This window comes from Comamonas denitrificans (assembly GCF_017368815.1).
GTDB lineage: Bacteria > Pseudomonadota > Gammaproteobacteria > Burkholderiales > Burkholderiaceae_C > Comamonas > Comamonas denitrificans.
The window spans coordinates 104,903-129,145 of the sequence record NZ_JAFNME010000001.1 but is presented as its reverse complement, the minus strand read 5'-3'; the positions used below and the strand labels follow the sequence as shown (position 1 = coordinate 129,145).

The 24,243-nt window shown below is 61.1% G+C and carries 24 protein-coding genes, 6 tRNA genes and 1 pseudogene; 18 read left to right on the top strand and 13 right to left on the bottom strand.

From position 1 onward, the window contains the following. The first annotated feature begins 9 nt into the window (after nucleotides 1-9). The 8 genes and pseudogenes from J1777_RS00670 (at nucleotide 10) to J1777_RS00635 (ending at nucleotide 5,785) form a co-directional block, all read left to right on the top strand. A complete protein-coding gene (locus J1777_RS00670) occupies nucleotides 10-2,022 on the top strand; it encodes a peptidase U32 family protein (RefSeq protein WP_207573912.1) in 2,013 nt (670 codons plus the stop codon). Nucleotides 2,023-2,094: 72 nt separating this feature from the next. Beyond that, nucleotides 2,095-2,664, top strand: a pseudogene (locus J1777_RS14550) (3'-5' exonuclease); the annotation flags it as partial. Nucleotides 2,665-2,802: 138 nt separating this feature from the next. After that, a complete protein-coding gene (locus tag J1777_RS14545; protein ID WP_207573958.1) occupies nucleotides 2,803-3,177 on the top strand; it encodes a YbaN family protein in 375 nt (124 codons plus the stop codon). A gap of 56 nt (nucleotides 3,178-3,233) precedes the next feature. Next, a tRNA-Asn gene (locus J1777_RS00655) sits at nucleotides 3,234-3,309 on the top strand. Between the two features lie 27 nt (nucleotides 3,310-3,336). Continuing rightward, a tRNA-Asn gene (locus tag J1777_RS00650) sits at nucleotides 3,337-3,412 on the top strand. A gap of 16 nt (nucleotides 3,413-3,428) precedes the next feature. After that, a complete protein-coding gene (gene aat / locus J1777_RS00645) occupies nucleotides 3,429-4,223 on the top strand; it encodes a leucyl/phenylalanyl-tRNA--protein transferase (protein ID WP_207573911.1) in 795 nt (264 codons plus the stop codon). Next, nucleotides 4,216-4,944, top strand: coding sequence for an arginyltransferase (locus J1777_RS00640; protein ID WP_207573910.1), 729 nt, complete (start codon nucleotides 4,216-4,218; stop codon nucleotides 4,942-4,944). The genes aat and J1777_RS00640 overlap by 8 nt, the downstream gene beginning before the upstream one ends. A 58-nt stretch (nucleotides 4,945-5,002) precedes the next feature. Next, nucleotides 5,003-5,785, top strand: a complete 783-nt coding sequence (locus J1777_RS00635) for an IclR family transcriptional regulator (protein WP_207573909.1) — start codon at nucleotides 5,003-5,005, stop codon at nucleotides 5,783-5,785. Nucleotides 5,786-5,814: 29 nt separating this feature from the next. On the opposite strand, the gene J1777_RS00630 is transcribed toward J1777_RS00635, so the two are convergent. The 10 genes from J1777_RS00630 to hda form a co-directional block, all read right to left on the bottom strand. Beyond that, complete coding sequence (locus J1777_RS00630) at nucleotides 5,815-6,429, bottom strand: DUF6806 family protein (RefSeq protein WP_207573908.1); 615 nt, start codon at nucleotides 6,427-6,429, stop codon at nucleotides 5,815-5,817. 14 nt (nucleotides 6,430-6,443) lie between these two features. Beyond that, a tRNA-Leu gene (locus J1777_RS00625) sits at nucleotides 6,444-6,532 on the bottom strand. Nucleotides 6,533-6,648: 116 nt separating this feature from the next. Further along, nucleotides 6,649-6,724 (bottom strand) — tRNA-Gly (locus J1777_RS00620). Between the two features lie 6 nt (nucleotides 6,725-6,730). Then, nucleotides 6,731-6,804 (bottom strand) — tRNA-Cys (locus J1777_RS00615). Nucleotides 6,805-6,810: 6 nt separating this feature from the next. Then, nucleotides 6,811-6,886: transfer RNA gene (locus J1777_RS00610), tRNA-Gly, on the bottom strand. Between the two features lie 175 nt (nucleotides 6,887-7,061). Further along, the gene (locus J1777_RS00605) at nucleotides 7,062-7,910 is read right to left on the bottom strand and encodes a nuclease-related domain-containing protein (protein WP_207573907.1); all 849 of its coding nucleotides are present in this window, start codon (nucleotides 7,908-7,910) and stop codon (nucleotides 7,062-7,064) included. A gap of 203 nt (nucleotides 7,911-8,113) precedes the next feature. Further along, on the bottom strand, nucleotides 8,114-8,608 hold the full coding sequence (folK, locus tag J1777_RS00600; protein ID WP_207573906.1) for a 2-amino-4-hydroxy-6-hydroxymethyldihydropteridine diphosphokinase: 495 nt from the start codon (nucleotides 8,606-8,608) through the stop codon (nucleotides 8,114-8,116). 11 nt (nucleotides 8,609-8,619) lie between these two features. Next, nucleotides 8,620-10,170, bottom strand: coding sequence for a polynucleotide adenylyltransferase PcnB (pcnB, locus tag J1777_RS00595; protein WP_207573905.1), 1,551 nt, complete (start codon nucleotides 10,168-10,170; stop codon nucleotides 8,620-8,622). A gap of 9 nt (nucleotides 10,171-10,179) precedes the next feature. Next, nucleotides 10,180-10,866 carry a histidinol-phosphatase gene (locus tag J1777_RS00590; protein ID WP_207573904.1) on the bottom strand — a complete coding sequence of 229 codons (687 nt, stop codon included), beginning with the start codon at nucleotides 10,864-10,866 and terminating at the stop codon, nucleotides 10,180-10,182. 28 nt (nucleotides 10,867-10,894) lie between these two features. Beyond that, nucleotides 10,895-11,587, bottom strand: coding sequence for a DnaA regulatory inactivator Hda (gene hda / locus J1777_RS00585; RefSeq protein ID WP_207573903.1), 693 nt, complete (start codon nucleotides 11,585-11,587; stop codon nucleotides 10,895-10,897). Between the two features lie 231 nt (nucleotides 11,588-11,818). Between hda and purM the strand changes: the two genes are divergently transcribed. After that, on the top strand, nucleotides 11,819-12,862 hold the full coding sequence (gene purM, locus J1777_RS00580; RefSeq protein WP_207573902.1) for a phosphoribosylformylglycinamidine cyclo-ligase: 1,044 nt from the start codon (nucleotides 11,819-11,821) through the stop codon (nucleotides 12,860-12,862). A gap of 44 nt (nucleotides 12,863-12,906) precedes the next feature. Continuing rightward, the gene (locus J1777_RS00575; RefSeq protein ID WP_207573901.1) at nucleotides 12,907-13,974 is read left to right on the top strand and encodes an AI-2E family transporter; all 1,068 of its coding nucleotides are present in this window, start codon (nucleotides 12,907-12,909) and stop codon (nucleotides 13,972-13,974) included. Between the two features lie 94 nt (nucleotides 13,975-14,068). Here J1777_RS00575 and J1777_RS00570 read toward each other — a convergent pair whose 3' ends face one another. Beyond that, nucleotides 14,069-14,974, bottom strand: coding sequence for a LysR family transcriptional regulator (locus tag J1777_RS00570; RefSeq protein WP_207573900.1), 906 nt, complete (start codon nucleotides 14,972-14,974; stop codon nucleotides 14,069-14,071). Between the two features lie 136 nt (nucleotides 14,975-15,110). Here J1777_RS00570 and J1777_RS00565 point away from each other — a divergent pair, with 136 nt between their 5' ends. Continuing rightward, a complete protein-coding gene (locus J1777_RS00565) occupies nucleotides 15,111-16,088 on the top strand; it encodes a TerC family protein (protein ID WP_207573899.1) in 978 nt (325 codons plus the stop codon). 177 nt (nucleotides 16,089-16,265) lie between these two features. After that, nucleotides 16,266-16,658, top strand: coding sequence for a universal stress protein (locus tag J1777_RS00560; RefSeq protein ID WP_207573898.1), 393 nt, complete (start codon nucleotides 16,266-16,268; stop codon nucleotides 16,656-16,658). A gap of 107 nt (nucleotides 16,659-16,765) precedes the next feature. Here J1777_RS00560 and murJ read toward each other — a convergent pair whose 3' ends face one another. Continuing rightward, nucleotides 16,766-18,322: a murein biosynthesis integral membrane protein MurJ gene (gene murJ / locus J1777_RS00555; protein WP_207573957.1), complete on the bottom strand. Its 1,557-nt coding sequence runs from the start codon at nucleotides 18,320-18,322 to the stop codon at nucleotides 16,766-16,768. 132 nt (nucleotides 18,323-18,454) lie between these two features. Here murJ and rpsT point away from each other — a divergent pair, with 132 nt between their 5' ends. Then, the gene (rpsT, locus tag J1777_RS00550) at nucleotides 18,455-18,748 is read left to right on the top strand and encodes a 30S ribosomal protein S20 (protein ID WP_207573897.1); all 294 of its coding nucleotides are present in this window, start codon (nucleotides 18,455-18,457) and stop codon (nucleotides 18,746-18,748) included. 210 nt (nucleotides 18,749-18,958) lie between these two features. Here rpsT and J1777_RS00545 read toward each other — a convergent pair whose 3' ends face one another. Further along, entirely contained in the window at nucleotides 18,959-19,273 is a 315-nt protein-coding gene (locus tag J1777_RS00545) for a DUF3579 domain-containing protein (protein ID WP_207573956.1), read from the bottom strand. A 272-nt stretch (nucleotides 19,274-19,545) separates the two neighbouring features. Between J1777_RS00545 and J1777_RS00540 the strand changes: the two genes are divergently transcribed. The 5 genes from J1777_RS00540 (at nucleotide 19,546) to J1777_RS00520 (ending at nucleotide 24,141) form a co-directional block, all read left to right on the top strand. Next, nucleotides 19,546-20,736, top strand: coding sequence for an aspartate aminotransferase family protein (locus J1777_RS00540; protein ID WP_207573896.1), 1,191 nt, complete (start codon nucleotides 19,546-19,548; stop codon nucleotides 20,734-20,736). Between the two features lie 21 nt (nucleotides 20,737-20,757). Further along, nucleotides 20,758-21,681, top strand: a complete 924-nt coding sequence (argF, locus tag J1777_RS00535) for an ornithine carbamoyltransferase (RefSeq protein ID WP_207573955.1) — start codon at nucleotides 20,758-20,760, stop codon at nucleotides 21,679-21,681. A gap of 338 nt (nucleotides 21,682-22,019) precedes the next feature. Further along, nucleotides 22,020-22,382: a YkgJ family cysteine cluster protein gene (locus tag J1777_RS00530; RefSeq protein WP_207573895.1), complete on the top strand. Its 363-nt coding sequence runs from the start codon at nucleotides 22,020-22,022 to the stop codon at nucleotides 22,380-22,382. Continuing rightward, nucleotides 22,382-22,696: a YkgJ family cysteine cluster protein gene (locus tag J1777_RS00525; RefSeq protein ID WP_207573894.1), complete on the top strand. Its 315-nt coding sequence runs from the start codon at nucleotides 22,382-22,384 to the stop codon at nucleotides 22,694-22,696. The genes J1777_RS00530 and J1777_RS00525 overlap by 1 nt, the downstream gene beginning before the upstream one ends. 83 nt (nucleotides 22,697-22,779) lie before the next feature. Next, complete coding sequence (locus J1777_RS00520) at nucleotides 22,780-24,141, top strand: amino acid permease (protein WP_207573893.1); 1,362 nt, start codon at nucleotides 22,780-22,782, stop codon at nucleotides 24,139-24,141. Nucleotides 24,142-24,243 lie beyond the last annotated feature (102 nt).

The following is a 24,243-nucleotide window of genomic DNA, read 5'->3' as shown; positions in this document are numbered from 1 at the left end:
TCGCGCCCTATGTCTCTCCTGCCCCACCAGCTTGAACTGCTTGCCCCCGCCCGCAACGCCGATATCGGTATTGAGGCCATCAACCACGGTGCCGATGCCGTCTATATCGGCGGCCCCGCCTTTGGGGCCCGCGCCACAGCGGGCAATGCCCTGGCCGATTTAGAGCGCCTGATCGCCCACGCGCACCGCTTTCACAGCCGCATCTTCATCACCCTGAACACCATCCTGCGCGACGATGAGCTGGAAGATGCCAGGCGCATGGCCTGGCAGGTGTACGAGGCCGGGGCCGATGCCCTGATCGTGCAGGACATGGGCCTGCTGCAGCTGGATTTGCCCCCCATCCAGCTGCACGCCAGCACACAAACCGACATCCGCACGCCCGAAAAAGCCCGGTTTTTGCAAGACGTGGGCTTCTCGCAAATCGTCCCGGCGCGCGAGCTGGACTTGGCGCAGATTGCCGCCATCCGCGATGCACTCCAGCCCAGCACGACGATCGAGTTTTTCGTGCATGGGGCGCTGTGCGTGGCCTACTCGGGCCAGTGCTTCATCAGCCACGCGCACACCGGGCGCAGCGCCAACCGGGGCGACTGCAACCAGGCCTGCCGCCTGCCCTACGAAGTGCTCGATGCCCAGGGCCGCATCCTTGCGCACGAAAAGCACGTGCTGTCGATGAAAGACAACAACCAAAGCAACAACCTGCGCGCATTAATCAGTGCGGGCGTGCGCAGCTTCAAAATCGAAGGGCGCTACAAAGACATGGGCTATGTGAAAAACATCACCGCCCATTACCGCAAGCTGCTGGACGAAATCGTCGAAGAAGGCGAATTCACCCGCGCCGCCTCGGGGCGCACCACCTTCAGCTTCACGCCCGACCCGGACCAAAACTTCAACCGCGAATTTACCGACTACTTCGTGCAGGGCCGCCAGATCGACATCGGTGCCTTTGACACGCCCAAAACCCCAGGCCGCGCCATCGGCTGGGTGACGCAGATCGGGCCCGCAGGCGACAAGTGGTTTGAGCTGGAAGTCAGCGACAAAACCACCCAATTGCACAACGGCGACGGCCTGTGCTACTACGACCTGCAAAAAGAACTGGTGGGCATCCACGTCAATCGCGCCGAATGCGTCCATGCCAAAAAAGGCATCTGGCGCATCTTCCCCAAAGATGCGCTGACCAGCTTCAAAGACTTGCGCAAGGGCCTGGAAATCAACCGCAACCGCGACATGGCCTGGAACCGCACCCTCGAGAAAAAATCCAGCGACCGGCGCATCGGCCTGTGGGCCAGCTTCAGCGAAACCCCGGACGGCTTCGCGCTGACGCTGACCGACGAGGACGGCTTTACCGGCCACGCCCACATCGCCCAGCCCCACCAAGCCGCCACCGACGCCGCCCAGGCCGAGGCCACGCTGCGCGAGCAACTGGGCCGCTTTGGCGCGACTATTTTTGCAGCGCACGACATCGCCCTGCAACTGAGCCAGCCCTGGTTTGTGCCCGCCTCGGCCCTCAACCAGCTGCGCCGCGATGCCGTGGCGGCCCTGGAGAGCGCCCGCGCCCAGGGGCTGGCCCGCCTGCCCCGCGCCACGCCCGTGCAGCCGCCCGTGCCCTTCCCCGAAGACACGCTGACCTACCTGGCCAACGTCTTCAACCACCAGGCGCACGATTTTTACGTCAAGCACGGCGTCAAAGTGATCGACGCGGCCTACGAAAGCAAAGAGGAAGAAGGCGAAGTCAGCCTGATGATCACCAAGCACTGCGTGCGCTTTTCCATGAGCCTGTGCCCCAAACAGGCCAAGGGCGTGGTCGGCGTGAAAGGCACCATCAAGGCCGAGCCGCTGCAGCTGATCAACGGCAAGGAAAAGCTCAAACTCGTCTTCGACTGCAAACCCTGCGAAATGCACGTCGTGGGCAAGATGAAAAAATCCGTCCTGCACCAGCACGAGCGCCAAATGCACGAGCAGCCCCTGCAGTTCTACCGCACCCGGCCTGCTAAAAATAAAGTAGCATCATCCGCTGATATCTAAATAGAAAAAAGGCCAAAAGCCCAATAAGTCCAATAAATAAAAGCGCTAGAAGCTATCGAATCAAAGAAACCCATGCCGCGCCGCACTGCCCCCAGCAAGGCCGACAGCGCCCTGCTCCCGCCCTGGACCCCCCTGCCAGACAGCGCCATCCAGGTGCCGGCCACGGCCGCAGAATGGGCGCAAGCCCGCGCCGCCTTGCTCGCCGCCAGCGCCCTGGGCTTTGATACCGAGAGCAAGCCCATCTTCCGCGCCGACCAGCACGACGATGGCCCCCACATCGTGCAACTGGCCACACCCCGCGCGGCCTGGGTGCTGCAACTGCGCCACCCCCAGGCCCTGGCGCTGGCCCGCGAGGTACTGGCCGCGCCCCACATCACCAAAGTCGGCTTCGGCCTGGACAACGATTTGCGCACCCTGCCCCAGCGCCTGGGCGTACAACCGGCCAACGTGCTGGACCTGGACAAAGTCTTTCGCCACCACGGCTTTGGCCACAACACCGGCGTGCGCGCCGCCATGGCCATCGTATTGCAGCGCAGCTTTAGCAAATCCAAACGCACCAGCACCAGCAACTGGGCCGCGCCAACACTCAGCCCGGCGCAAGTGCGCTACGCCGCCAACGATGCCCACGCCCCCGCGCTCATCCACGCCGCCTTGCCCGCCTGGCAGGCGCAGCAGCCCCCGCTGCCCCCCAGCAAACCGCCGCGCCCAAAAAAAACAGTGCGCTTACCGCAAGCCCCACAACAATCTGTACCGGCTAGCACCAACCACCCTAGCTCCATCATGCGGTGGGTGCTACGTTTTTTTGCACTGCTGTGCCTGGGCCTGGGCATTGTCGGTGTCTTTCTGCCGGGCCTGCCCACCACCGTCTTTATCTTGATGGCCAGTTGGGCCGCCGCCCGCAGCAGCCCACGCATCCATGCCTGGCTGCACCGCCACAAACTGTTTGGCCCCATGCTGCGCAACTGGGAGGCCGGCGGCTACGTCAGCCGCCGCGCCAAATACAGCGCGGCCATCACCATGGCGTTGAGCGCCGCCATCTTGTGGTGGCTGGCCCAGCCCTGGTGGGCCCCCATGCTGGCCAGCAGCTGCATGGCCGGCGTGCTGCTGTGGCTGTGGCGCAGACCCGAGCCACCCACAGCAACCGCAAAAAATTAAAAAATTTCCCCACTTTGTTGCGAAAGCCAAAATTCCATGCCTATAATCGCGGCTCTTCCCTGATAGCTCAGTCGGTAGAGCGACGGACTGTTAATCCGCAGGTCCCTGGTTCGAGCCCAGGTCGGGGAGCCAAAATTTAAATAGATAGTTACCGAATATTCCCTGATAGCTCAGTCGGTAGAGCGACGGACTGTTAATCCGCAGGTCCCTGGTTCGAGCCCAGGTCGGGGAGCCAAAATAAAGCCAGACAGATGCCAATTTGTCTGGCTTTTTTTATTATTCCCGCCGTGACGACCGCACCTCCCCCCCTGCCCTGGCTCACCCCACACGACCCCTTCCCCCCGGTCAGCACCGCTTGGGGCCAGGACAGCCCCTTGCCCGGCCTGCTGGCGGCAGGTGCTGTGGTGGACGCACCCCATCTGCAAGCGGCTTACCAACAAGGTATTTTTCCCTGGTTCAGCCCGGGCCAGCCACCGCTGTGGTGGTCGCCCGACCCGCGCATGGTGCTGCAGGTAGAACGCTTTCGCCTGCACCGCTCACTGCGCCAGACGCTGAAAAATTTTCAGCGCAACCCACGCTGCAGCATTCGCATCGATCACAGCTTTCGCCAAGTCATGCAGCACTGCGCCGCCACCCCACGCCCAGGGCAAGACGGCACCTGGATCGTGCCCAGCATCATCGATGCCTATTGCGACTTGCACGCCCAAGGCTTGGCGCACAGCGTGGAAACCTGGATTGGCGGGGAACTGGTCGGCGGTTTGTACTGCGTCGCCCTGGGCCGGGCGGTGTATGGCGAATCCATGTTCGCCCACCAGCGCGATGCCTCCAAAATCGCCCTGGCAGCCCTGGTGGCCCTGTGCCGCAGTGCAGGCGTGGTGCAAATCGACTGCCAGCAAGCCACCCGGCATCTGGCCTCGCTCGGTGCAGCAGAAATGCCCCGGGATGATTTTTTGCAAGTGGCCCAAGCCCAGCAAACCTATCCCGCGATGCATTGGCAGTTTTCGCCCCATTTATGGGCTACGCTTGGCCTGCCCACCTATGACTGAGCCTGTTCACCCCATCTTGCAGCTGTACACCACCGCCGAATACCCTTGCAGCTACCTGCCCACGCAGCAGGCCCGGTCGCTGGTCGTTGCCCCCAATCACCTGATTACCACCCCGGTCTATTCCAGCCTGATGGAGCAGGGCTTTCGCCGCAGCGGAAATTTCACCTACCGCCCGCACTGCGCCCAGTGCCAAGCATGCGAATCACTGCGCGTTGTGGTGGCGCACTTTCAGCCCAGCCGCAGCCAGCGCCGCACTTGGCAGCGCCACGGGCACCTGGAGGCCAGCATCCAGCGGCTGCACTACAACCCTGCGCATTACGCCCTGTACCAGCGCTATGAAAAAACCCGCCACCCCGGCGGCGGCATGGACAACGACAGCGTTGCGCAATACCGTCAGTTTCTGCTGGATAGCCATATTGAAACCCGCCTGGTCGAGTTTCGCGACCCCCGGGCCGAGAATGCTTTGGTGATGGTCTCCATCATTGACCTGCTCACCCAGGGCCTCTCTGCCGTTTATACCTTCTACGAAACCGACCACCCTGAGGCCAGCTACGGCACCTACGGCATCTTGTGGCAAATCGAGCTGGCCCGCAGCCTGAACCTGCCGTATGTGTACCTGGGCTACTGGATAGAAAAAAGCCCCAAGATGCGCTACAAGCAAGACTTTCATCCGCATGAAATTTTGCGCCACGGACAATGGCAAGCACACCAGCCGCAATGAAAGCAAGGCAAAGGCAAGCACGGGGCTAGAATGCGGCCCATTTGCCTCTCTATTTCACATGAAGAAAAACGACAACGAAACGCCCAACAAACCCAGCGTCCAAGTATTGGAGCGCATGTTCACCCTCATCGACGTGCTGGCCGCCAAGGAAGAACCCGTTGCCCTGAAGGAAATCAGTGAAAAAACCGGCCTGCACCCCTCCACCGCCCACCGCATCCTGAACGACCTGACCACCGGCGGCTTTGTCGATCGCCCCGAGGCAGGCACCTACCGCCTAGGGATGCGCCTGCTGGAGCTGGGCAACCTGGTCAAAGCGCGCCTGAGCGTGCGCGAGGCCGCACTGCCACACATGCGCCTGCTGCACAAACAAATCCAGCAACCGGTCAATTTAAGCATCCGCCAGGGCGACGAGATCGTCTATGTGGAACGCGCCTACAGCGAGCGCTCCGGCATGCAGGTGGTCCGAGCCATTGGTGGACACGCACCGCTGCACCTGACCTCCAACGGCAAGCTGTTTTTGGCCGCTGACGATCCGCAAAACGTGCGCAGCTACGCCATGCGCACCGGCCTGTCAGGCAATACCCACAACAGCCTCACACAGCTACCCCAGTTAGAGCGCGAACTGGCCAAAGCACGGCAAACCGGCATCGCTTACGACAATGAAGAGTTGGAACTGGGCGTGCGCTGCATGGCCGCCGGGATTTACGATGACCAAGGCAAACTGGTGGCCGCCCTATCGATTTCTGCCCCGGCAGACCGTCTAGATGACAGCTGGCTGCCCAAGCTCAAAAGCTGCGCCCACCACATATCGGCTGCCTTAGGGTTTCAAGGCGCGATGTAAGCGCCTGACTTGTTTTCTGGACTGCGGCTTCAGTGCAAGTGCCGGGGCCGACGGCCACCACCGCGAGGGCCACCACGCGGTGGCTGGCGGCCAAGGTCCAGGGAATTGACCAAGTTATCAAAGCGCTGGGCAAATAACTTGTCAATCTCGCCCACCACACCGGCCAATTCGGAGGCATCAAAGTGACGCTCCATCAGATGAATCACGTCTTGCACCAGCATGTCACGCTGCACACTCATGATGGCCGCCGGGGTAGGTCCAACAAAAAGCATGACAAAGTCATCGCGCGACTCTTCGCCTTCGCCCGCCTCTTCTTCGTCAAACTCGGCATCGTAGAAGGTCACTTCAATGGCTGCCCCCTCTTGCGCCAGCTCATTCAAGCCCATGCAAAAATCATCCAGGGCATAGCGAAAATCTTCAGCCCCAGAAACCGTCCAGCACATTTGCAGCATGTGGGCAGCGCTATCAAAAACGATGCCCGGCTCCTCTTCATAAGCACTTACCGCCCCGTCTTGCAAAGAGCGCGCGCCCGCGTAGGACCACAGGGGTTTCAAGGCTTCTTGTAACTGGGAAGGCGTGACATCCGGGCGCAAAGCCACTTGACCGTGCACATGAATTTCAAAAGGGGTGTTGTAGCGATTCATTTTTGTGGCCTATGTGGTGCCTCGGGCCGGGATCGAACCGGCACGCCGCTTTCGCGGCACGGGATTTTAAGTCCCGGGTGTCTACCAATTTCACCACCGAGGCCACATTCACCTAAAGCTGTGCAGGAAAGCGATCTAGCTTACCTGATTTTCATCAACTCGCTTGTCTCTACAAGCCAGGAGAACATGAAAAAGGGAAGCGATTGCTTCCCTTTTATTTGGAGCGGGAAAACGGTCTCGAACCGTCGACCTCAACCTTGGCAAGGTTGCGCTCTACCAACTGAGCTATTCCCGCGTTTTCTGGAGGCGCGACCCGGAGTCGAACCGGGCTAGACGGATTTGCAATCCGTTGCATAACCGCTTTGCTATCGCGCCAAAATTTGGAGCGGGAAAACGGTCTCGAACCGTCGACCTCAACCTTGGCAAGGTTGCGCTCTACCAACTGAGCTATTCCCGCAAACAACCAGCAGCTACTAATGAAGTACTGGTTTTGGTTTTTCACAACTACAAAATTGCGAAGACCGCAACTATAACATTTTTTTCAATTTAAAAAAGAAATTTGCCAAAATTTTGCAACAGTTCAAGCAAGTCTTCCCAAGACCCACACACACCTATGGGGCGCTGCCTGCGCACTAGAAAGGCTCTGTTTTTTGCCGCTGTTTGCGCAAATGTTGCACATGGGCGCGATGCGTCGCCCAGGTGGGTGGCAAGCGGTGCTTTTCAATCGCCTGGGCAATGGCCTGCACTTGCTGCTTGGGCAAAACTTTTTGCGTGAAGGAATCGATGTAAGCGTTCAGATCCGCCTTGGTGCAGACGTTGTCTGGAAAATCTGACTTCAGCTCGCAGTCCCCGGCAAACACAATGACCGAATGAAACACCGGGCTGGGCAAGCCCAGTAGGCGCTCCAGTGCCTGGGTATGGCGGTAGTTTTGCCGCAGCGGATTTTGAAATTCATACTGCCGACGGTAGTGCGTTTGCCTCCAATGGCTGTCGGCGACTCTTCCCGTAATCCAACCGCTGTAATTTTTGACTTCCAGCACAAAAATTCCGTATTCGGAGATAAGAATACTGTCAATCTGTGTGCTGCCGCGCTCATCTTGGACGGTGACGTTGTGCAGCGAGACCTCACTGGGTGCATGGAGACGTTTTTTGAGCAAATGGCGCACCAACCTTTCGCCGATCCAGCCTTTGAAGGCGACTGTTTTCAAGGCTGCTGCAACAACAAATAGCGGCAACAACCAAAGCAGAGGCTGTAACACACCCAGCGCCGCAACCACCGTGTTGCCCAAAGGTGCTCCGCGCTGTGGCGAATTTCCAGCCTTGGGCGGCGCGACTGGCACGGGCGCAGCAGTGGCTGCATTGTTGGGCTTTGGCAAGGCATCGCCCCATCCAATCGCCAAGGAGCGCTGGGATTGCCCAGTCAAGTTTTCGTATGAAATTTCTCGCTGCACACTCGCGCTGCGGCGTTGGGTGCCGGACATGTGATCGACACCACGGGTGGGCGTGACATCGACGGTGACGGCATCGGGGCAAGGGGTATCGGAATACTCAATCCGCCCCTCTAGCTGGCATTTAAACACCGTATTTTTTGCTGTGGGCGGCAATGTGGTTTGCGCTTTGGCCAAGCCCATGCACAAGCATAAAAAATAGGCAAAAACAACGAAAAACCTATACCACATAAGCGCTATAAGCTCTCTTTTTTAATCCAATCCACTCCCTGCAAACACTCAATAGCCTGGTCGGCCACCGCCATCAATTGCGCTGCCGTCACCACTTCGGGTGCCAACTCAGCCAACGGCCGCAGCACAAAGGCCCGCTCCCGCATGCGCGGGTGGGGTACGGTCAAGCTGGGGGTGTTCAGCTGTGCCTGGCCCCACAGCAGGATGTCCAAATCCAAAGTACGCGGTGCGTTGCGGTAGGGGCGCTGGCGGCCTGCGGCCTGCTCCAGGTGCTGCAGTTGCTGCAAAAACGCTTCGGGGCCGAAGTCGGTGGTCAAAACCGCCACGGCATTGAGGTAGTCAGGCCCCGTGGCCTCAATGGGGGCGCTGCTGTAGAGCGATGACACCGCCTGCAGCTGCGTCCCCGGCAACGCCGCCATGGCATGGACTGCCGCCTGCAAGGCTTGCCCCCGGTCACCGAGGTTGGCCCCCAAGCCAACATATACCGTTGTTGTTGGCATGGCTTGGGGCCTTATTCCTGCGCGGGGCTGGTGGTTTCACCCACGGATTTTTTACGGCGGCGGCGGCGTTTTTTGGCGGGGGCATCGCCCTCCTCCCCGGCCTGCACGCCAGCGGCCTCCAGGGGGCTGGCGCTACCGTCATCGTCTGCCTTGGGTTTGCGTGCTGCTTTGGGTTTTTGCGTTTTCTGGCGCTGGCGCTGCTCGTCGCGGGCCTGGGCGATCAGGTCTTCGCGCTGGGCTTCATCGGCGTACTGGAACAACTGCCACCAATTGGCCAGGGCTTCATCGGCATCGCCCACATCGGCGCGCAGACGCAAAAAGTCAAAGCCCGCACGAAAGCGCCCCTGGGCCACGAGACTGAAGGGCGTGGCCCCAGTGCGCTTATCAAAGCGCGGCTGCATGGCCCAGATTTCGCGCATGTCGGCGGCCAGCTTGCCCCGGCCCGAGACATCGCCAATGCGCCGCTCGAACACTTCGTCGATCGCGTCTTGCAGCGCAGGAAAGCTGTGCGCACCGTTGTTCAGGCGCTGCTGCCAGCCAGCTTGCACGTCTTGCCAGAGCACGCAGGCCAGCAAAAAGCTGGGCACGCAGGTTTTGCCTTCGGCCACGCGGCGGTCGGTATCTTGCAGCACGGCCTGCACCAACGGGGTGGCAGCGCGCTCCACCACCACGTCCAGCAGCGGGTAGATGCCTTTGGCCAGGCCAAGCTTTTGCAGTTGCTCAATCGACGCTGTGGCGTGGCCGGTGAGCAGCAGCTTGAGCATTTCATCGAACAGGCGGCTTTGCGGCACATCGTGCAAGAGCGGCTCGCAGGCGACCAGGGGTTTGGCGGTTTTCGCCTCCAGCTTAAAGCCCAGGTGGGCCAGCTTGGCCCCAAAGCGCACGGCGCGGATGATGCGCACGGGATCTTCGCGGTAGCGTTGTTCAGGGTCGCCAATCATGCGCAGCACGCGCTTGTGTGCATCCTGGATGCCTTTGTGAAAATCAACCAGCACTTGGCTTTGCGGGTCGTAGTACATGGCATTGATGGTGAAATCGCGCCGCGTGGCATCTTGGTCTTGCGGCCCCCAGACGTTGTCGCGCAGCACGCGGCCACTGGCATCGACGGCGTGCTGCATGCCCATGAGCTGCTGCTTGCTGGTGCGCTCGTTGCCGCTGACCTGCTCGGCCTGGCTGTTGTCCAAAAAGGCGCGGAAGGTGGAGACCTCGATCACCTCGTGCTCACGCCCGCGCCCGTAAACGACGTGGACGATGCGAAAGCGCTTGCCAATGATGAAGGCGCGGCGAAACAGGCGTTTGACCTCTTCTGGGCTGGCATTGGTGGCCACGTCAAAGTCTTTGGGGCGCAGGCCCAGCAGCAGATCGCGCACGGCACCGCCGACGATGTAGGCCTCAAAGCCGGCGTTTTTTAGCGTGCGCACCACATCAATCGCACGGTCATCGACCAGCTCAGGATTGATGCCGTGGACGCTGGCCGGCAGCTCCTCGCGTTTGCCAAAGGGATTTTTGCGGCTGCGGGCGATGGGTTTGCCCAGCAGTTTGTCGATAAAAGTTTTGATCATGAAAAGGGTTTATTTTTCTTTAAACAAGTCCAGCACCGGCCAGCCGCGCTCTTGCGCCAAGGCACGCAGACGCTCGTCGGGGTTGGTGGCCACGGGGTGCTGGACTTTCTCCAGCAGGGGCAGGTCATTCATGGAGTCGCTGTAGAAGGTGGCCTCCACATCGCTCCAGTCCCAGCCACGTGCGGCCAGCCAGGCAGCCAGGCGGGCCACCTTGCCTTCGCGCATATTGGGCTGGCCCGCCACTTCCCCGGTCAGCCAGCCGTCGGGGCCGCGTGCCAGTTCGGTGGCGATGAGTTCATCCACACCAAACGCCTGGGCGATGGGGCGGGTGACAAATTCGTTGGTGGCCGAGGTAATCACCACCACGTCCCCGGCCTGTTGGTGGCGGCGCACCAGTTCGATGGCCTCCGGGCGGATGGCCGGACGGATGATCTCGTCCATAAAACGCTGGTGCGCGGCCGCCGCCGCTTGCGGGCCGCGCTGCACCACAGCCTCAGTGGCAAAGCGCACGTAGTCATGGATATCCAAGCGGCCCGCTAAATAGTCCTGAAAAAAAGCATCGTTGCGCCGACCAAACTCGGCGCGGTCGCACCAGCCGATCTGCATGGTGAACTCGCCCCAGCCGTGATCGGAATCCAGGGGCAATAAGGTGTGGTCAAGATCGAACAGCGCAAGACGGTAAAGGGGTTTTTTCATATTAAAAAAGAGAGCTGCTAGCGCTTATTTACATTGTCTCTAGCATCGTTTTTAGCAATGGAATTGTGATTGCCCGTTTGTTGCGCAGTGCAAACTCATCCAGCATATCGAGCAGCTGCATCAGGCTGGACAAATCGCGGGAAAAGCGCTTGAGCATGTAATCGAGCACATCGGCGCTGTAGGTCACGCCCCGGGCGGCCGCCTCGTTTTGCAGGATGCGGCGGCATTCATCTTCATTGGGCACCTGCAGCTGAAACACATGGCCCCAGCCCAGGCGCGAGCGCAAATCATCGCGCAAGCGCAACTCGGCCGGGGGCGCATTGCCCGCCGTCAGCACCCAGCACGGCCGACCGCTGGGCGGGTTGCTGGCATTGACAAACCAGTTGAACGCCCGTTGCTGCTGCATGGGGGTGTAGCTGTGCACATCGTCCATCAGCACCGCGCCCCAGCGCTCGTCAAACTCCGGCGGAAAACCGGTGGTCACATCCATCCAACCCAGTGCCACGCCTTGCTCGCGCAGCAATTGGCGCACAGCTTGGAGCAAGTGGGTTTTTCCCGCCCCGCTTTCCCCCCACACATAGGTGGGCACTGGCATGTGCCCCCCTTGGCGCTCAAACACCCAGGCACGTACATGCTGCGCCACGGGCGCGTTGCGCCCGGCATAAAAACGCTCTAACGAGGGGCCTGTGGGCAAGCCAATATCCAGCGCCAACTGCTTCATGCGCACAGCAGCAGCACCGCACAGCAAAGCGGCATGCAAATTAAAGGACGAAAGGGGTAGAACAAAAAAATATCGCTGAGGCTGCATTGGCCGACACCAGCGCCAGACCAACGTAAAAGGCGGCATTTTAGTCCCTGCCCATGCCGATCACCAGCGCGGGCCTTAGAATCGGCCGGTTTAGCCGTTTGCATGATGTGCAAATGCTGTCTCCCGCTTTACCTTGCCCCTGCCATGAGCACTGCTTCCACCCTCCCCATTTCCTACAAAGACGCTGGCGTCGATATTGATGCTGGCGACGCACTGGTCGAACGCATCAAGCCCCTGGCCAAGAAGACCATGCGCGAAGGCGTATTGGCCAGCATTGGCGGTTTTGGCGCTTTGTTTGAAGTGCCCAAGCGCTACCAAGAGCCCGTCTTGGTCAGCGGCACCGACGGCGTGGGCACCAAGCTGAAACTGGCTTTTGAGTGGAATATGCACGACACCGTCGGCATCGACCTGGTGGCCATGAGCGTCAATGACGTGCTGGTCCAAGGGGCTGAGCCGCTGTTCTTCCTCGATTACTTTGCCTGCGGCAAGCTGGACGTGGACACGGCCGCTGCCGTCATTGGCGGCATTGCCAAGGGCTGCGAGCTGTCGGGCTGCGCCCTGATCGGTGGCGAAACCGCCGAAATGCCCGGCATGTACCCCGATGGCGAGTACGACCTGGCCGGCTTTGCCGTCGGTGCCGTGGAAAAATCCAAAATCCTCACCGGCCAAAATGTTCAGGCCGGTGACGTGGTACTGGGCTTGGCCTCAGCAGGCGTTCACTCCAACGGCTTTAGCCTGGTGCGCAAATGCATTGACCGCGCTGGCAGCAGCACCCCGGCTACGCTGGACGGCAGGCCGTTCAAAGAAGCCATCATGCAACCCACGCGCCTGTACGTGAAAAACGTGCTGGCTGCGCTGGCCCAGCACCCCATCAAAGCGCTGGCGCACATCACCGGCGGCGGTCTGCTGGAAAACATCCCCCGCGTGCTGCCCGAAGGCCTGGCCGCGCAGCTGCAACTGGGCAGCTGGCCCAAGACCGAGCTGTTTGCCTGGCTGCAAAGCACAGCGGGCATCGACGATGTGGAAATGAACCGCACCTTCAACAACGGCATTGGCATGGTGGTCGTGGTGGCCGCCGATCAGGCCGAAGCCACCGCCGCCACCCTGCGCAGCCTGGGCGAGACGGTGTACACCATTGGCCGCATTGCCCCGCGTGCCGAAGGCGCCGCTGCCGTACAGCTGCAGTAATCCACAAGGCCCATAGCCCAAGCCACCAGGCACACCGATAGCCCATGGCGCAACCACCGCACTCCAATCTGCCCACGGTCTACCCCTCTGTGGCCCCACCTGGGCGTGCGGTGCTGCTCTCCAGCTACCTGCTGATGGCCGCCGCGCTGCTGCTGGTCATGGTGCAAGGGCTGCTGCCGGGCCTGTTGTGCGCCTGCCTGGGCTTTTTGCTCACCCGCAAGCTGTCTGAGCTGCTCAATCGGCTCGATCGCCGCGCGCCAGCGGTCATCCCCCGGCGCTGGTCGCAAGTCATCGCAGCCACCCTGATTGGGCTGGCACCGCTGCTGCTGCTGACCAGCGCCCTGTCGCACACGCGTGGCTACGTGATGGAAGCACCACAGCAGTACCGCGAGCTGCTCGACTACCTGGCCAGCACGGTGCTGGAACTGCAACAAAAGCTGCCGCCCGACCTGGGCGTGCTGCTGCCCCAGGGCAGCGAAGACATTCAGCGCACCATCGCCAACTACCTGGCCAATAAGGCGGGCATGCTGGCCTCGACCGGCAAAGTGTGGCTGGCCGGCCTGCTGCACGCCTACGTCGGCTTGCTGATTGGTCTGCTGGCCGCCGTGCGCCCCCGCCTGGAGCCCATCGCTCCGCTGACGCGCACCCTGCTGCAGCGCGTGCGCCTGCTGGGCGAAGCCTTTCGCCAAATCGTGGCCGCGCAGTTCTGGATTGCGCTGTTCAACACCACCCTGACGGCGCTGTTTCTGCTGCTGGTCCTGCCCTGGTGGGATATGGCGCTGCCCTACACCCCGGCGTTGATTGGTCTGACCTTTGTGGCGGGGCTGATCCCCATCGTCGGCAATTTGTTTTGCAACCTGGTGCTGACCCTTGTGGGGCTGTCCGTTTCGCCCACGGCGGCGGCGGCCTGCCTGGGCTTTTTGATTTTGATTCACAAGGCCGAGTACGTCATCAATGCCAAGGTGGTCGGCCAGCGCACGCACATGGCGGTGTGGGAGCTGCTCTCGGTGATGTTTGTCGCTGAATCGGTGTTTGGCCCCGCTGGTCTGGTGGCCGCACCGCTGATGTACGCCTACCTGAAAAAAGAACTCGAAGCCGCACACCTGGTGTGATGCGTCCCGCCAGGCCATCTGGATGGCGCACCGGTGGTCAGCACAAAATTACAGCGTTTTTCGCCTCTAGCGCTTATACAGCCTACGCTAGAAGCTACTCATTCAATAGCATCTCATCCGCTGCTGCAGCCAACAGCCGCATCAGCAGCGGGTGCATGACTTTGCGGGCGCTGTAAATCAGGTGGAACTGCTCATGCACGTCGGGCGTGGTGCCCACCCACTCCAGGGCGCAGGTTTGCTCCAGGTGTGCGCCCAACGATGCGGGCGCGGGCATCACCCCCATGCCGCTGGCGGCAAAGGTGCTAAGCAGGGCACTGTCTTCAAACTCCCCAGCAATGTGCGGGCGGATGTGCTCGCGCTCCAGCCAGTGGTTGATGCGCGCGCGCACGGCGGCGTGCTCGGTGGGCAGCAGCACCGGCACCTGCGCCAGGCTGTACGGAAAATTCTCCCGTGCCGCCTGCGCCCAGCGCGCCGGGGCGTACCAGGCAATGGCGCTGGTGCCCAACAGCTGGCTGGTGGTTTTCAGCGCGGGGTTGGGCGGGGCCGGGCGGTCGGCCAGCACGGCATCGAGCTTGTGCAGGGCCAGCTCGCCCAGCAGTGGCTGGAACTCGCCCTCGTGGCACAGCAGGCGCAGGTGCGGCTCGTGCAGCACGGGTTGGAGCAGCCGGTGCATGGCCAGTTTGGCAATACCGTCCGAGATGCCCAGGCTCAGCCGCAGCGTGGTGCCCGTGGCGGCTTCGCGCACGCGCTGGGGCAGCTGCTCGCCCAGGGCAAAAATGTGGTCGGCCTCGTGCAGCGCGGCCACGCCCGCCTCGGTCAGCACCAGGTTGCGGCCCTCGTTGCGCAGCAGGCTCACGCCCAGCGCTTGCTCCAGCGCGCGCACCTGGGCGCTGATGGTTTGCACGGCCATGTCCAGGCGCTCAGCGGCGCGGGCCATGCCGCCTTCTTTGGCCACCACCCAGAAGTAATACAAATGGCGGTAATTAAAACTTTGGCTCATGGCAATGCAGTTGGAGAAATGGCGAACAGTTCGCAAAAACCGAAGTAATACTGCGTTGAATACAGGTTTTTAAATTGTATCTGCGGTTTTATATTCGCCCATCTTCAACTTTCTCTTGCGATGAAGCGCAACGATCATGGAAACAATCGGTACGTGGTGGATGTGGACGGCACTGGCCGTCTTTGTGGTGGTGGCCATTGCCATCGACCTGTTGGTGATGGAGCGCCAAGGCGCACACAAAGTCACCATGAAAGAGGCCGTGCACTGGAGCCTGCTGTGGTTTGGCCTGGCCTTTGTGTTTGTGGCGCTCTTGTGGTGGTACCTGGACAGCAGCCAGGGCCGCACGGTGGCCAATACGGTGTCGATGCAGTTCATCACCGGCTATTTGGTGGAAAAAAGCTTGTCGATTGACAACATCTTTGTGTTTTTGATGCTGTTTAGCTACTTTGCCGTGCCGCCGCAGTACCAAAAGCGCGCGCTCATCGTCGGCATCATTGGTGCCATCATCCTGCGCACACTGCTGATTTTGGTGGGCGCGTGGCTGCTGGCCACCTTCCACTGGCTGCTGTACGTGTTTGGCGCTTTCCTGGTGGTGACGGGCGCGAAGATGTGGTTTGCTGCGGGCCAGGAACCCGACATTTCCACCAACCCGGTACTGGGCTTGCTGAAAAAGCGCATCCGCATCACCGACCGTTTTGATGGCGAAAAGCTCTCCACCATGGTCGATGGTGTCAAGCACTACACCCCGCTGTTTGTGGTGCTGGTGCTGATTGGCACCACCGACGTCATTTTTGCGGTGGACAGCATTCCGGCGATTTTTGCCATCACCAGCGACCCGTTCATCGTGCTCACAGCCAATATCTTTGCCATCTTGGGCCTGCGCGCGCTGTACTTTTTGCTGGCCGATTTGGCCAACCGCTTCCACCTGCTGGCCTATGGTCTGGCGCTGGTGCTGGTGTTCATCGGTGCCAAGATGCTGCTGATCGACGTAGTCAAAATCCCAATTGGCTACGCGCTGCTGGTCACCGCTTCGCTGATAGCTGGGTCGATCTTTCTGTCGCTGCGCAACTCCAGCATGAGCGAACTGGCACTGCCGTCCAAAGATGAACGCTAAGCCTGGGCGGCGGCGTATGGCGGAGCCCTCCAAGGCCCCGCCAACGGGCAGGGCATTGGTAAAATCCCTGCCCCGCCGCAGCGGCGCGGTGCCATTGCTCGCGCTGAACACCGGCTATGCTCTACAAATTGTTTTTCGTCTTTTTTACCCTTTGCCTCACCAAGGAAAGAGCACCCCATGACCATTCTTGTCGCCTACGCCCCCCGCCCTGAAGGCGAAGCCGCCCTCGAAAAAGGCATCGAGGCGGCCACCCGCCGCAATGAACGCCTGATCGTTGTCAATGCCGCTGTGGGCGGCCCCCAGGAAGACCCCAACATCGTCTCCGGCCACGATGCGGAACGCCTGGAGCAGCGCCTGCAAGGCCTGAGCATTCCTGCCGAATTCAAAATGTTTGTGCGCGGCCACAACGCGGTGGAAGAAATTCAAAACCTGGTACACCGCGAGCAAGTCTCGCTGCTGGTCATCGGCCTGCGCCGGCGCTCTGCCGTCGGCAAGCTGCTGCTGGGCAGCGTGGCCCACGATATTTTGATGAGCGTCCCTTGCCCGGTGCTGGCGGTGAAAGCCGAATAAGCCCGCCCGCAGCAAGCACCCATGGGAGGCCAGGCCTCCCATTTTTTATAGCTTGTTCCGCTTAAGCAGCAACAAATTTAGCGTTAAACATACGAAAAAACAGCTTACTACCTGCGCAACAAGCTGCGTATTTTGACACCTGTTACTACCAAACAGCCAAAATACACCACCGCACTGGCCAGCAAGCACCCCGCCATAATGCCGGCCCGCTGCCACTGCCCCAGGGCCAACCAATCCCAGCGCTGGGCCAGCCCCAACAGCAAAGCCGCCAACAAGCTGCACGCCAGCAGCACCTGGGCAAAATACTTGCCCCAGCCGCTGCTGGGCTGGTAAGCCCCCCGGCGCAGCAGCCCCAGCAACAGCCACAGCGCATTGACCAACGCGGCCAAACCAATCGACCAGGCCAGGCCGGCATGCTGCAAATACGGCACCAACACGACATTAAGCCCCTGCGTGAGCACCAGCACCACCACGGCAATCTTCACCGGCGTGCGCATGTCTTGGCTGGCAAAGTAACCCGGTGCCAACACCTTGATCGCCACCAGCCCCAACAGCCCCACCCCGTAGCCCACCAGGGCCAGGGCAATTTGCTGCACATCACTGCCGTGCAAAGCCCCCCGGTGAAACAAGGTGGCCACCAACGGCTGGGCAAAAGCCAACAGCCCCACCGCACATGGCAAGGCCAGCAGCAGCACCAGGCGCAGCCCCCAATCGAGCATGTGCGAATAGCGCTGCCCATCCTCGGCCGCCTTGGCCGCCGCCAATTGCGGGGTCAGCACCACCCCCAGGGCCACCCCCAGCAAGGCGGTGGGAAACTCCATCAACCGATCGGCATAAAACAACCACGTCACGCTGCCCGGGGCCAGGTAAGAGGCAATTTGCGTGTTGATCATCAAACTCAGCTGCGCCACCCCCACCCCCAGCAAGGCCGGCGCCATCAGTTGCAGAATGCGCCGCACCCCGCCATCGGCCCAGGCCGCGCGAATGGCCGACCAGCGCCAGCCCACCCGTGGCAGCAAGTGCAGGCGCCGCAGCACCGGAATTTGCACCGCCAGCTGCAGCACGCCACCGGCCACCACCCCGGCGCACATGGCATAAATTGGCTCTATGCCCTGGCGCTCAAACCACGGTGCCAGCAACCAGGCCGCGCCAATCATGCACAGATTGAGCAGCACCGGCGTAGCGGCCGGCACGGCAAAGTGCTTGTAGGTATTGAGCACGCCCGACGACAGCGCCACCAAGGACATAAAACCGATGTAGGGGAACATCCAGCGCGTCATCAGCACTGCGGCCTGGGCTTCACCCTGGTTTTGAAAACCACTGGCCAGCAACCACACCAGCACCGGTGCCCCGACCACGCCCAGGGCGCACACCACCAACAGCACCCACACCAGCACCGTGGCCACATTAGAGATCAGCTGGTGGGTGCGCTCTGGCCCCTCTTTGGCGTGGCTGGCGGCCAGCACGGGCACAAACGCTTGGCTAAACGCCCCTTCGGCAAACAAACGCCGAAATAAATTCGGAATACGAAACGCGACGTTGAACGCATCGGTGAGCGCATTGGCCCCAAACATGGAGGCCATGAATAAATCGCGCACCAAACCCGTGACACGCGAGGCCAGGGTCATGAGCGAGACGGTAGAGGCAGATTTAAAAAGCGACACGCCGCGCAGTGTAGCCACTGCACCCAGCACTTGGCCTCAATTGCTGGCGCGGTTGCGCAAAAAAACCGCCGCGCTGGTTATAATGCCCGGCTTTGCTGGCAACATCCACAAACCAATCAAAGGATAAATACCATGGCAACTAAAGCCAAAAAGAACCCCCGCCTGGCCTCGGGCCGTAAACGCGCCCGCCAAAACGTTAAATTGAACGCTGCGAACACCTCGCTGCGCTCCAAATACCGCACCGCTGTGAAAAAAGTGGAAAAAGCAGTGTTGGCTGGCGACAAAGCCCTGGCCACCACCTTGTTCCAACAAGCCCAGTCGGTGCTGGACACGATTGCCGACAAGGGCATCTTCCACAAAAACAAGGCCGCTCGCGACAAGAGCCGCCTGTCTGCCAAGGTCAAAGCCCTGGCATTGGCCGCTTAAGCCATTCTTTAAGCACCGCACGGGTGCTGGCCTTGCCGCCAGTACCTGCCGTTTGCAAAACGGGTGCGCTGCCAGCAAAAAAACAAAACAACCGCCACCAGGCGGTTTTTTTGTGTCTCCAACAAAGATCCAGCAGATTCAAAAGAACCGCCTGGCGGCGGTATCGAACAGGTCTAAGCCCAGGCCCATACACAGGATTGGCGCTGGGGCTTACTTTTGCTCGTCTGGCAGCAAACAGGCCTCGACCACTTGCAAATGGTTGTCGCGGGCGAAGTTCAACACAAAATCCCACGCCATAGGCTCATGCTCGCGCAGTGCCGCGCGCAGCACCACGCATTTGATGCCGCTCATGGTGGTGGGAATGCACCAGGGGGAATAGCCCAGATGGCACCCCGGCTGGGCCCCCCCCGGGCGAAAGCGGCTCATCACCCCGGCCAGGCGCTCGGCCCAATCACTGGGACGAAAGGTCTTGCCATCGAGTGTCACGCCCTGGATAAATAATTCTTTAGAGTTCTCAAAGTCCATCGACATGCTTAAAAAAAATAGCACGTCTCAAACCAGACGTGCAAAGGTTGAATTCACTAAAAACGTACTCTTGCGGTTAGCGTTCTATTTTAACTCTTATACAAGAGTTACCCCCATTCACCCCCAAATAGGCTATGGACTCATCCTTCAATTGCCCCGCTGGCAGCACCGGCAATGGCCGTCAGAGGGCCTAGAATCATGGCCTTTTGCGCGCGCGTGAAAATGTCCCCATCCCCACGCGCCCTGTGCACCTTCCTGCTGGAGATTTTCCCATGACCGTTGCGGCCACTTCCCCCCACGTTATGCCCACCTATGGCCGTATCCCCATCGCGCTGGAGCGCGGCCAGGGCTGCCGCGTGTGGGATACCGATGGCAAAGAATATCTGGACGCACTGGCCGGCATTGCCGTCAATACCCTGGGACACAACCACCCCAAGCTGGTGCCTGCGCTGCAAGAGCAGCTCACCAAGCTGATCCACACCTCCAACTACTACCACGTTCCTTTGCAAGAGCAACTGGCCGCCTTGCTGACCGAACGCGCAGGCATGACCAATGTGTTTTTCTGCAGTACCGGGCTGGAGGCCAATGAGGGGGCCATCAAAATTGCCCGCAAATACGGCATCGACAAAGGCATTGCCCAGCCGCAGATTGTGGTGTACGACCACGCCTTCCATGGCCGCTCGTTTGCCACCATGAGTGCCACCGCCAACCCCAAGGTGCGCAATGGTTTTGGTGCTTTGCTTGACGGCTTCATCCGCGTCAGCCCCAACGACTACACCGCCTTAGAGGAAGCCACCGAGGGCAACCCCAACATCGTCGCCGTCATGATGGAGCCCATCCAGGGCGAAGGCGGTCTGCACCCCATGCGCAAGGAATACCTGCAGCAAGTGCGTGCCCTGTGCGATGCCAAGGGCTGGCTGCTGATCTTGGATGAAGTGCAAGCGGGCATGGGCCGCACCGGCAAATGGTTTGCCCACCAGTGGGCCGGCATCACCCCCGATGTGATGACGCTGGCCAAGGGCCTGGGCTCGGGCGTGCCCATTGGGGCCATCGTGGCGCACCACGCCGCGGCCACCGTGCTGCAAGCGGGCAACCACGGCTCCACCTTTGGCGGCAACCCCCTGGCCATGCGGGCGGGGGTGGAAACCATCCGCATCATGGAAGAAGACGGCCTGATAGCCCATGCCACCGAAGTGGGCCAGTACCTGAAAAGCCAGCTCCAGACCCACCTGGGCAGCCTGCCCGGCGTGCTGGAAGTGCGCGGCCAGGGCCTGCTCATTGGTGTAGAGCTGAACCAACCCTGCGGCGCCCTGATTGGCCTGGCCGCCGAGGCCGGGCTGCTGCTAAGCGTCACCTCGGACACCGTGATCCGCCTGGCCCCGCCGCTGATTCTCACCACCGCCGAGGCCGATGAAATCGTCGCCCGCCTGCGGCCCCTGGTCGAGACCTTCCTGGCCGCTTAATCAAGGATTTGTATGCCTGCCCTGAAACACTACCTGCAGTTTTCCGACTTCACCGCCGCCGAGTACGACTACCTGCTCGCCCGCGCCGCGCTGATTAAAAAGAAATTCAAAACCTACGAAAAACACCACACCCTGGTGGATCGCACCTTGGCCATGATTTTTGAAAAGGCCAGCACGCGCACCCGTGTCAGCTTTGAAGCGGGCATGTACCAGCTGGGCGGCAGCGTCGTCCACCTGACGACCAATGACAGCCAGCTGGGCCGCGCCGAGCCCATCGAGGACAGCGCCCGCGTCATCAGCCGCATGACCGATTTGGTCATGATCCGCACCTTTGGCCAGGACAAGATCGAGCGCTTTGCCCAGTATTCGCGCGTGCCTGTGATCAACGGCCTGACCAACGAATTTCACCCCTGCCAAATCTTGGCCGACATCTTCACCTTCATCGAGCACCGCGGCAGCATCGCCGGCAAGGTCGTCGCCTGGGTGGGCGATGGCAACAACATGGCCAACACCTGGCTGCAAGCGGCCGATCTGCTGGGCTTTACCGTGCATGTGAGCACCCCCAACGGCTACGAAGTGGATGAAAAACTGGCCTTTGGCGGCCGCACAGCGCGCGCAGGCTGCTACAAAATTTTTAGCAACCCGAAAGAAGCCTGCCAAGGTGCCCACCTGGTCACCACCGATGTCTGGACCAGCATGGGCTACGAGGCCGAAAACGAAGAGCGCCGCAAAGCCTTTGCCAACTGGTGCGTCGATGCCGACATGATGGCCGCCGCCCAGCCCGATGCCCTGTTCATGCACTGCCTGCCCGCGCACCGGGGCGAAGAAGTCACCGCCGAAGTCATCGACGGCGCGCAATCGGTGGTCTGGGACGAGGCCGAAAACCGCATGCACGTGCAAAAGGCCCTCATGGAATACCTGCTGCTGGGGCAGCTGGCCGATTAAGCCTGCCCCCCACACTGCTATTTTAAAAAGAGCTTCTCCCGCTGATTTAACCTGGTTTTAAACGATAAACATCATGCAAAACCATTATCTATCAGCGCAAGAAGCTCTTTTTTTCGCAACCTCTCCCGGCGCAGCCCATGCCATTGCCTGCAGCCATCTCTTAAAAGCCCCACGCTACCTGCTGGGCCACACCTAGTTTCCCTCCTCTGGATGCCGCAGCCCTGCGCTGCCGGCCGCGCTGTGCCTGGCTGTCACCCTGTGACGCTGGCAGGCGCAAGCGGCCCTGAAAGTTTTTCGCCTATCGAACCCTGAACCCTTGCCTCCTCCTAGTGCCTGCCATGTCCTCCACCGACATCCACCCCTGCCTGACCTGCGGTGTCTGCTGCCAAAACTACCGCGTCGAATTTTCTGTGTACGAACTGCGCTCCATGGGCGGCACCGTCCCGGACGAACTGGCCCACGAAGCGGGCAGCAACCGCGCCCGCATGAACGGCACCCAATACCGCCCCGTGCGCTGCACCGCCCTGGGGCCACTGCCCGACGTGGGGCCCGACTGCGTCGGCTGCACCATCTACGACAGCCGCCCCCGCCCCTGCCGCGACTTTCCCTTTGCCAGCTACGGCTGCCACGACACCCGCGCCCAATTCGGCCTGCCGCCGCTGGAAGAGGCTGAGGTGCAGCACTGGCAAGAGGCGGCCTGATGGCGGGCACACACCCCTGCCTGAGCTGCGGTGCCTGCTGCGCGGCTTTTCGCGTGGATTTTTCGGTGTACGAATCGCAGGAACACGGCGGGCGCGTCCCCCTGGGCCTGATCGAACCGGTGACCGAATTCACCTGCCGCCTGCGCGGCACCGACTACGCCCGCCCGCGCTGCGCAGCCCTGACCGGCACGGTGGGCCAGCAGGTCGCCTGCGGCATCTACGAATGGCGGCCCTCGCCCTGCCGGGAGTTTGCCGCGGGCTCGGATGCCTGCAACCGCGTGCGCCGCCAACATGGCCTGGCGCTGCTTGCGTAAACACCCTGGATGCACAGTTTTTCTGCCCAGATACAACCCAAGGCGCAATCAGCAAGCGATACTTGCCAATTTTTCGGTTCTTTATGGCAAGTTTTAACGATATTCAGCAGCGCGAGCGCGGCTTGCAACAGCATTTGACCAGCGCCCAGATGGTGATGATCGCCATCGGCGGCGCGGTGGGCACGGGCCTGTTCATGGGCAGCGCCTTTGCCATCGGCTTTGCCGGGCCGGCGGTGCTGGTGAGCTACGCCATCGGGGCCTTTATTGCCCTGCTCTTGATCGGCTGCCTGGGCGAGATGACGGTGGCCCACCCCACCTCAGGCTCGTTTGGCGCGTATGCCGAGTACTACCTGGGCCCTATGGTCGGCTTTGTGCTGCGCTACGCCTATTGGGCGGCGCTGGTGCTGGCCGTGGGCATGGAGGTGACGGCCGTGGGCATCTATATGGCCTATTGGTTTCCCGCTGTGCCGCAGTGGATTTGGGTGGGCGTGTTCTCGGCCGTGCTGGTGGGGGTGAACCTGCGCAGCGTGAAGGTGTATGGCGCGGTGGAATATGCGTTTTCTGCCATCAAGGTGGCGGCCATCATCGCCTTCATCCTGATCGGCAGCTATGTGGTGTTTGGCGCCCCGGCCCCCGGCATGGGGTTGGCCAATTACCAGGTGGGCGGCGGTTTCTGGGCCAAGGGCATCAGCGGCATGTGGCTGGGCGTGATCGTGGCCATGTTCAGCTACCTGGGCGTGGAGGCCATTGCCGTGGCCGCCGGCGAAGCCCAGCACCCCGAACGCGCCGTGCAAAAGGCGATGAAAACCACGGTGCTGCGCCTGGTGCTGTTTTACCTGCTGACCCTGGCGCTGATGCTGGCCATCGTGCCCTGGACCGAGGCGGCCACGCAAACCAGCCCCTTTGTGCGCGTGATGGAGCTAACGCACATCCCCTACGCCGCCGGGGTGCTTAATTTTGTCGTGCTGGTGGCGGCGCTGTCGGCCATGAACAGCCAGCTCTACACCACCTCGCGCATGATGTTCAGCCTGGCACGGGCCGGGCAAGCCCCCACGCACTTTGGCCGCACCAATGCCAGCGGGGTGCCGGTGGCGGCGATTTTGATCTCCAGCCTGGGCGTGGCCGTGGCCATGTTTGTCAATGCCTTCTGGCCGGAGCAATCCTTTGTCTGGATGATGTCGATTGCCATGTTCGGCGCCATGCTGGCGTGGTTTATGGTCTTTGTCACCCACCTGGCCTTTCGCCGCCGCCGCAACCAAGAGGGGCAAGCGCCGCTGACGTTTCGCATGTGGGGCTTTCCGTGGCTGACGCTGCTGGGCGCGGTGCTGATGGGGGCGGTGCTGGTGACCACGGCATTTACCCCGCAATTTCGCCTGACGCTGGCTTTTGGCCTGCCCTGGGTGCTGCTGCTGGCAATCATCTACATGGTGCGGCATAAAAAATAGCTGTTTGCGCTTTTGTAGCCACGCCCCCACCCGCACGCGCTGAACAACGCCGAGGCCCCCCCGGCTCAGACACGTTGGCTACCGCACTGCGGCGCTGGTTAG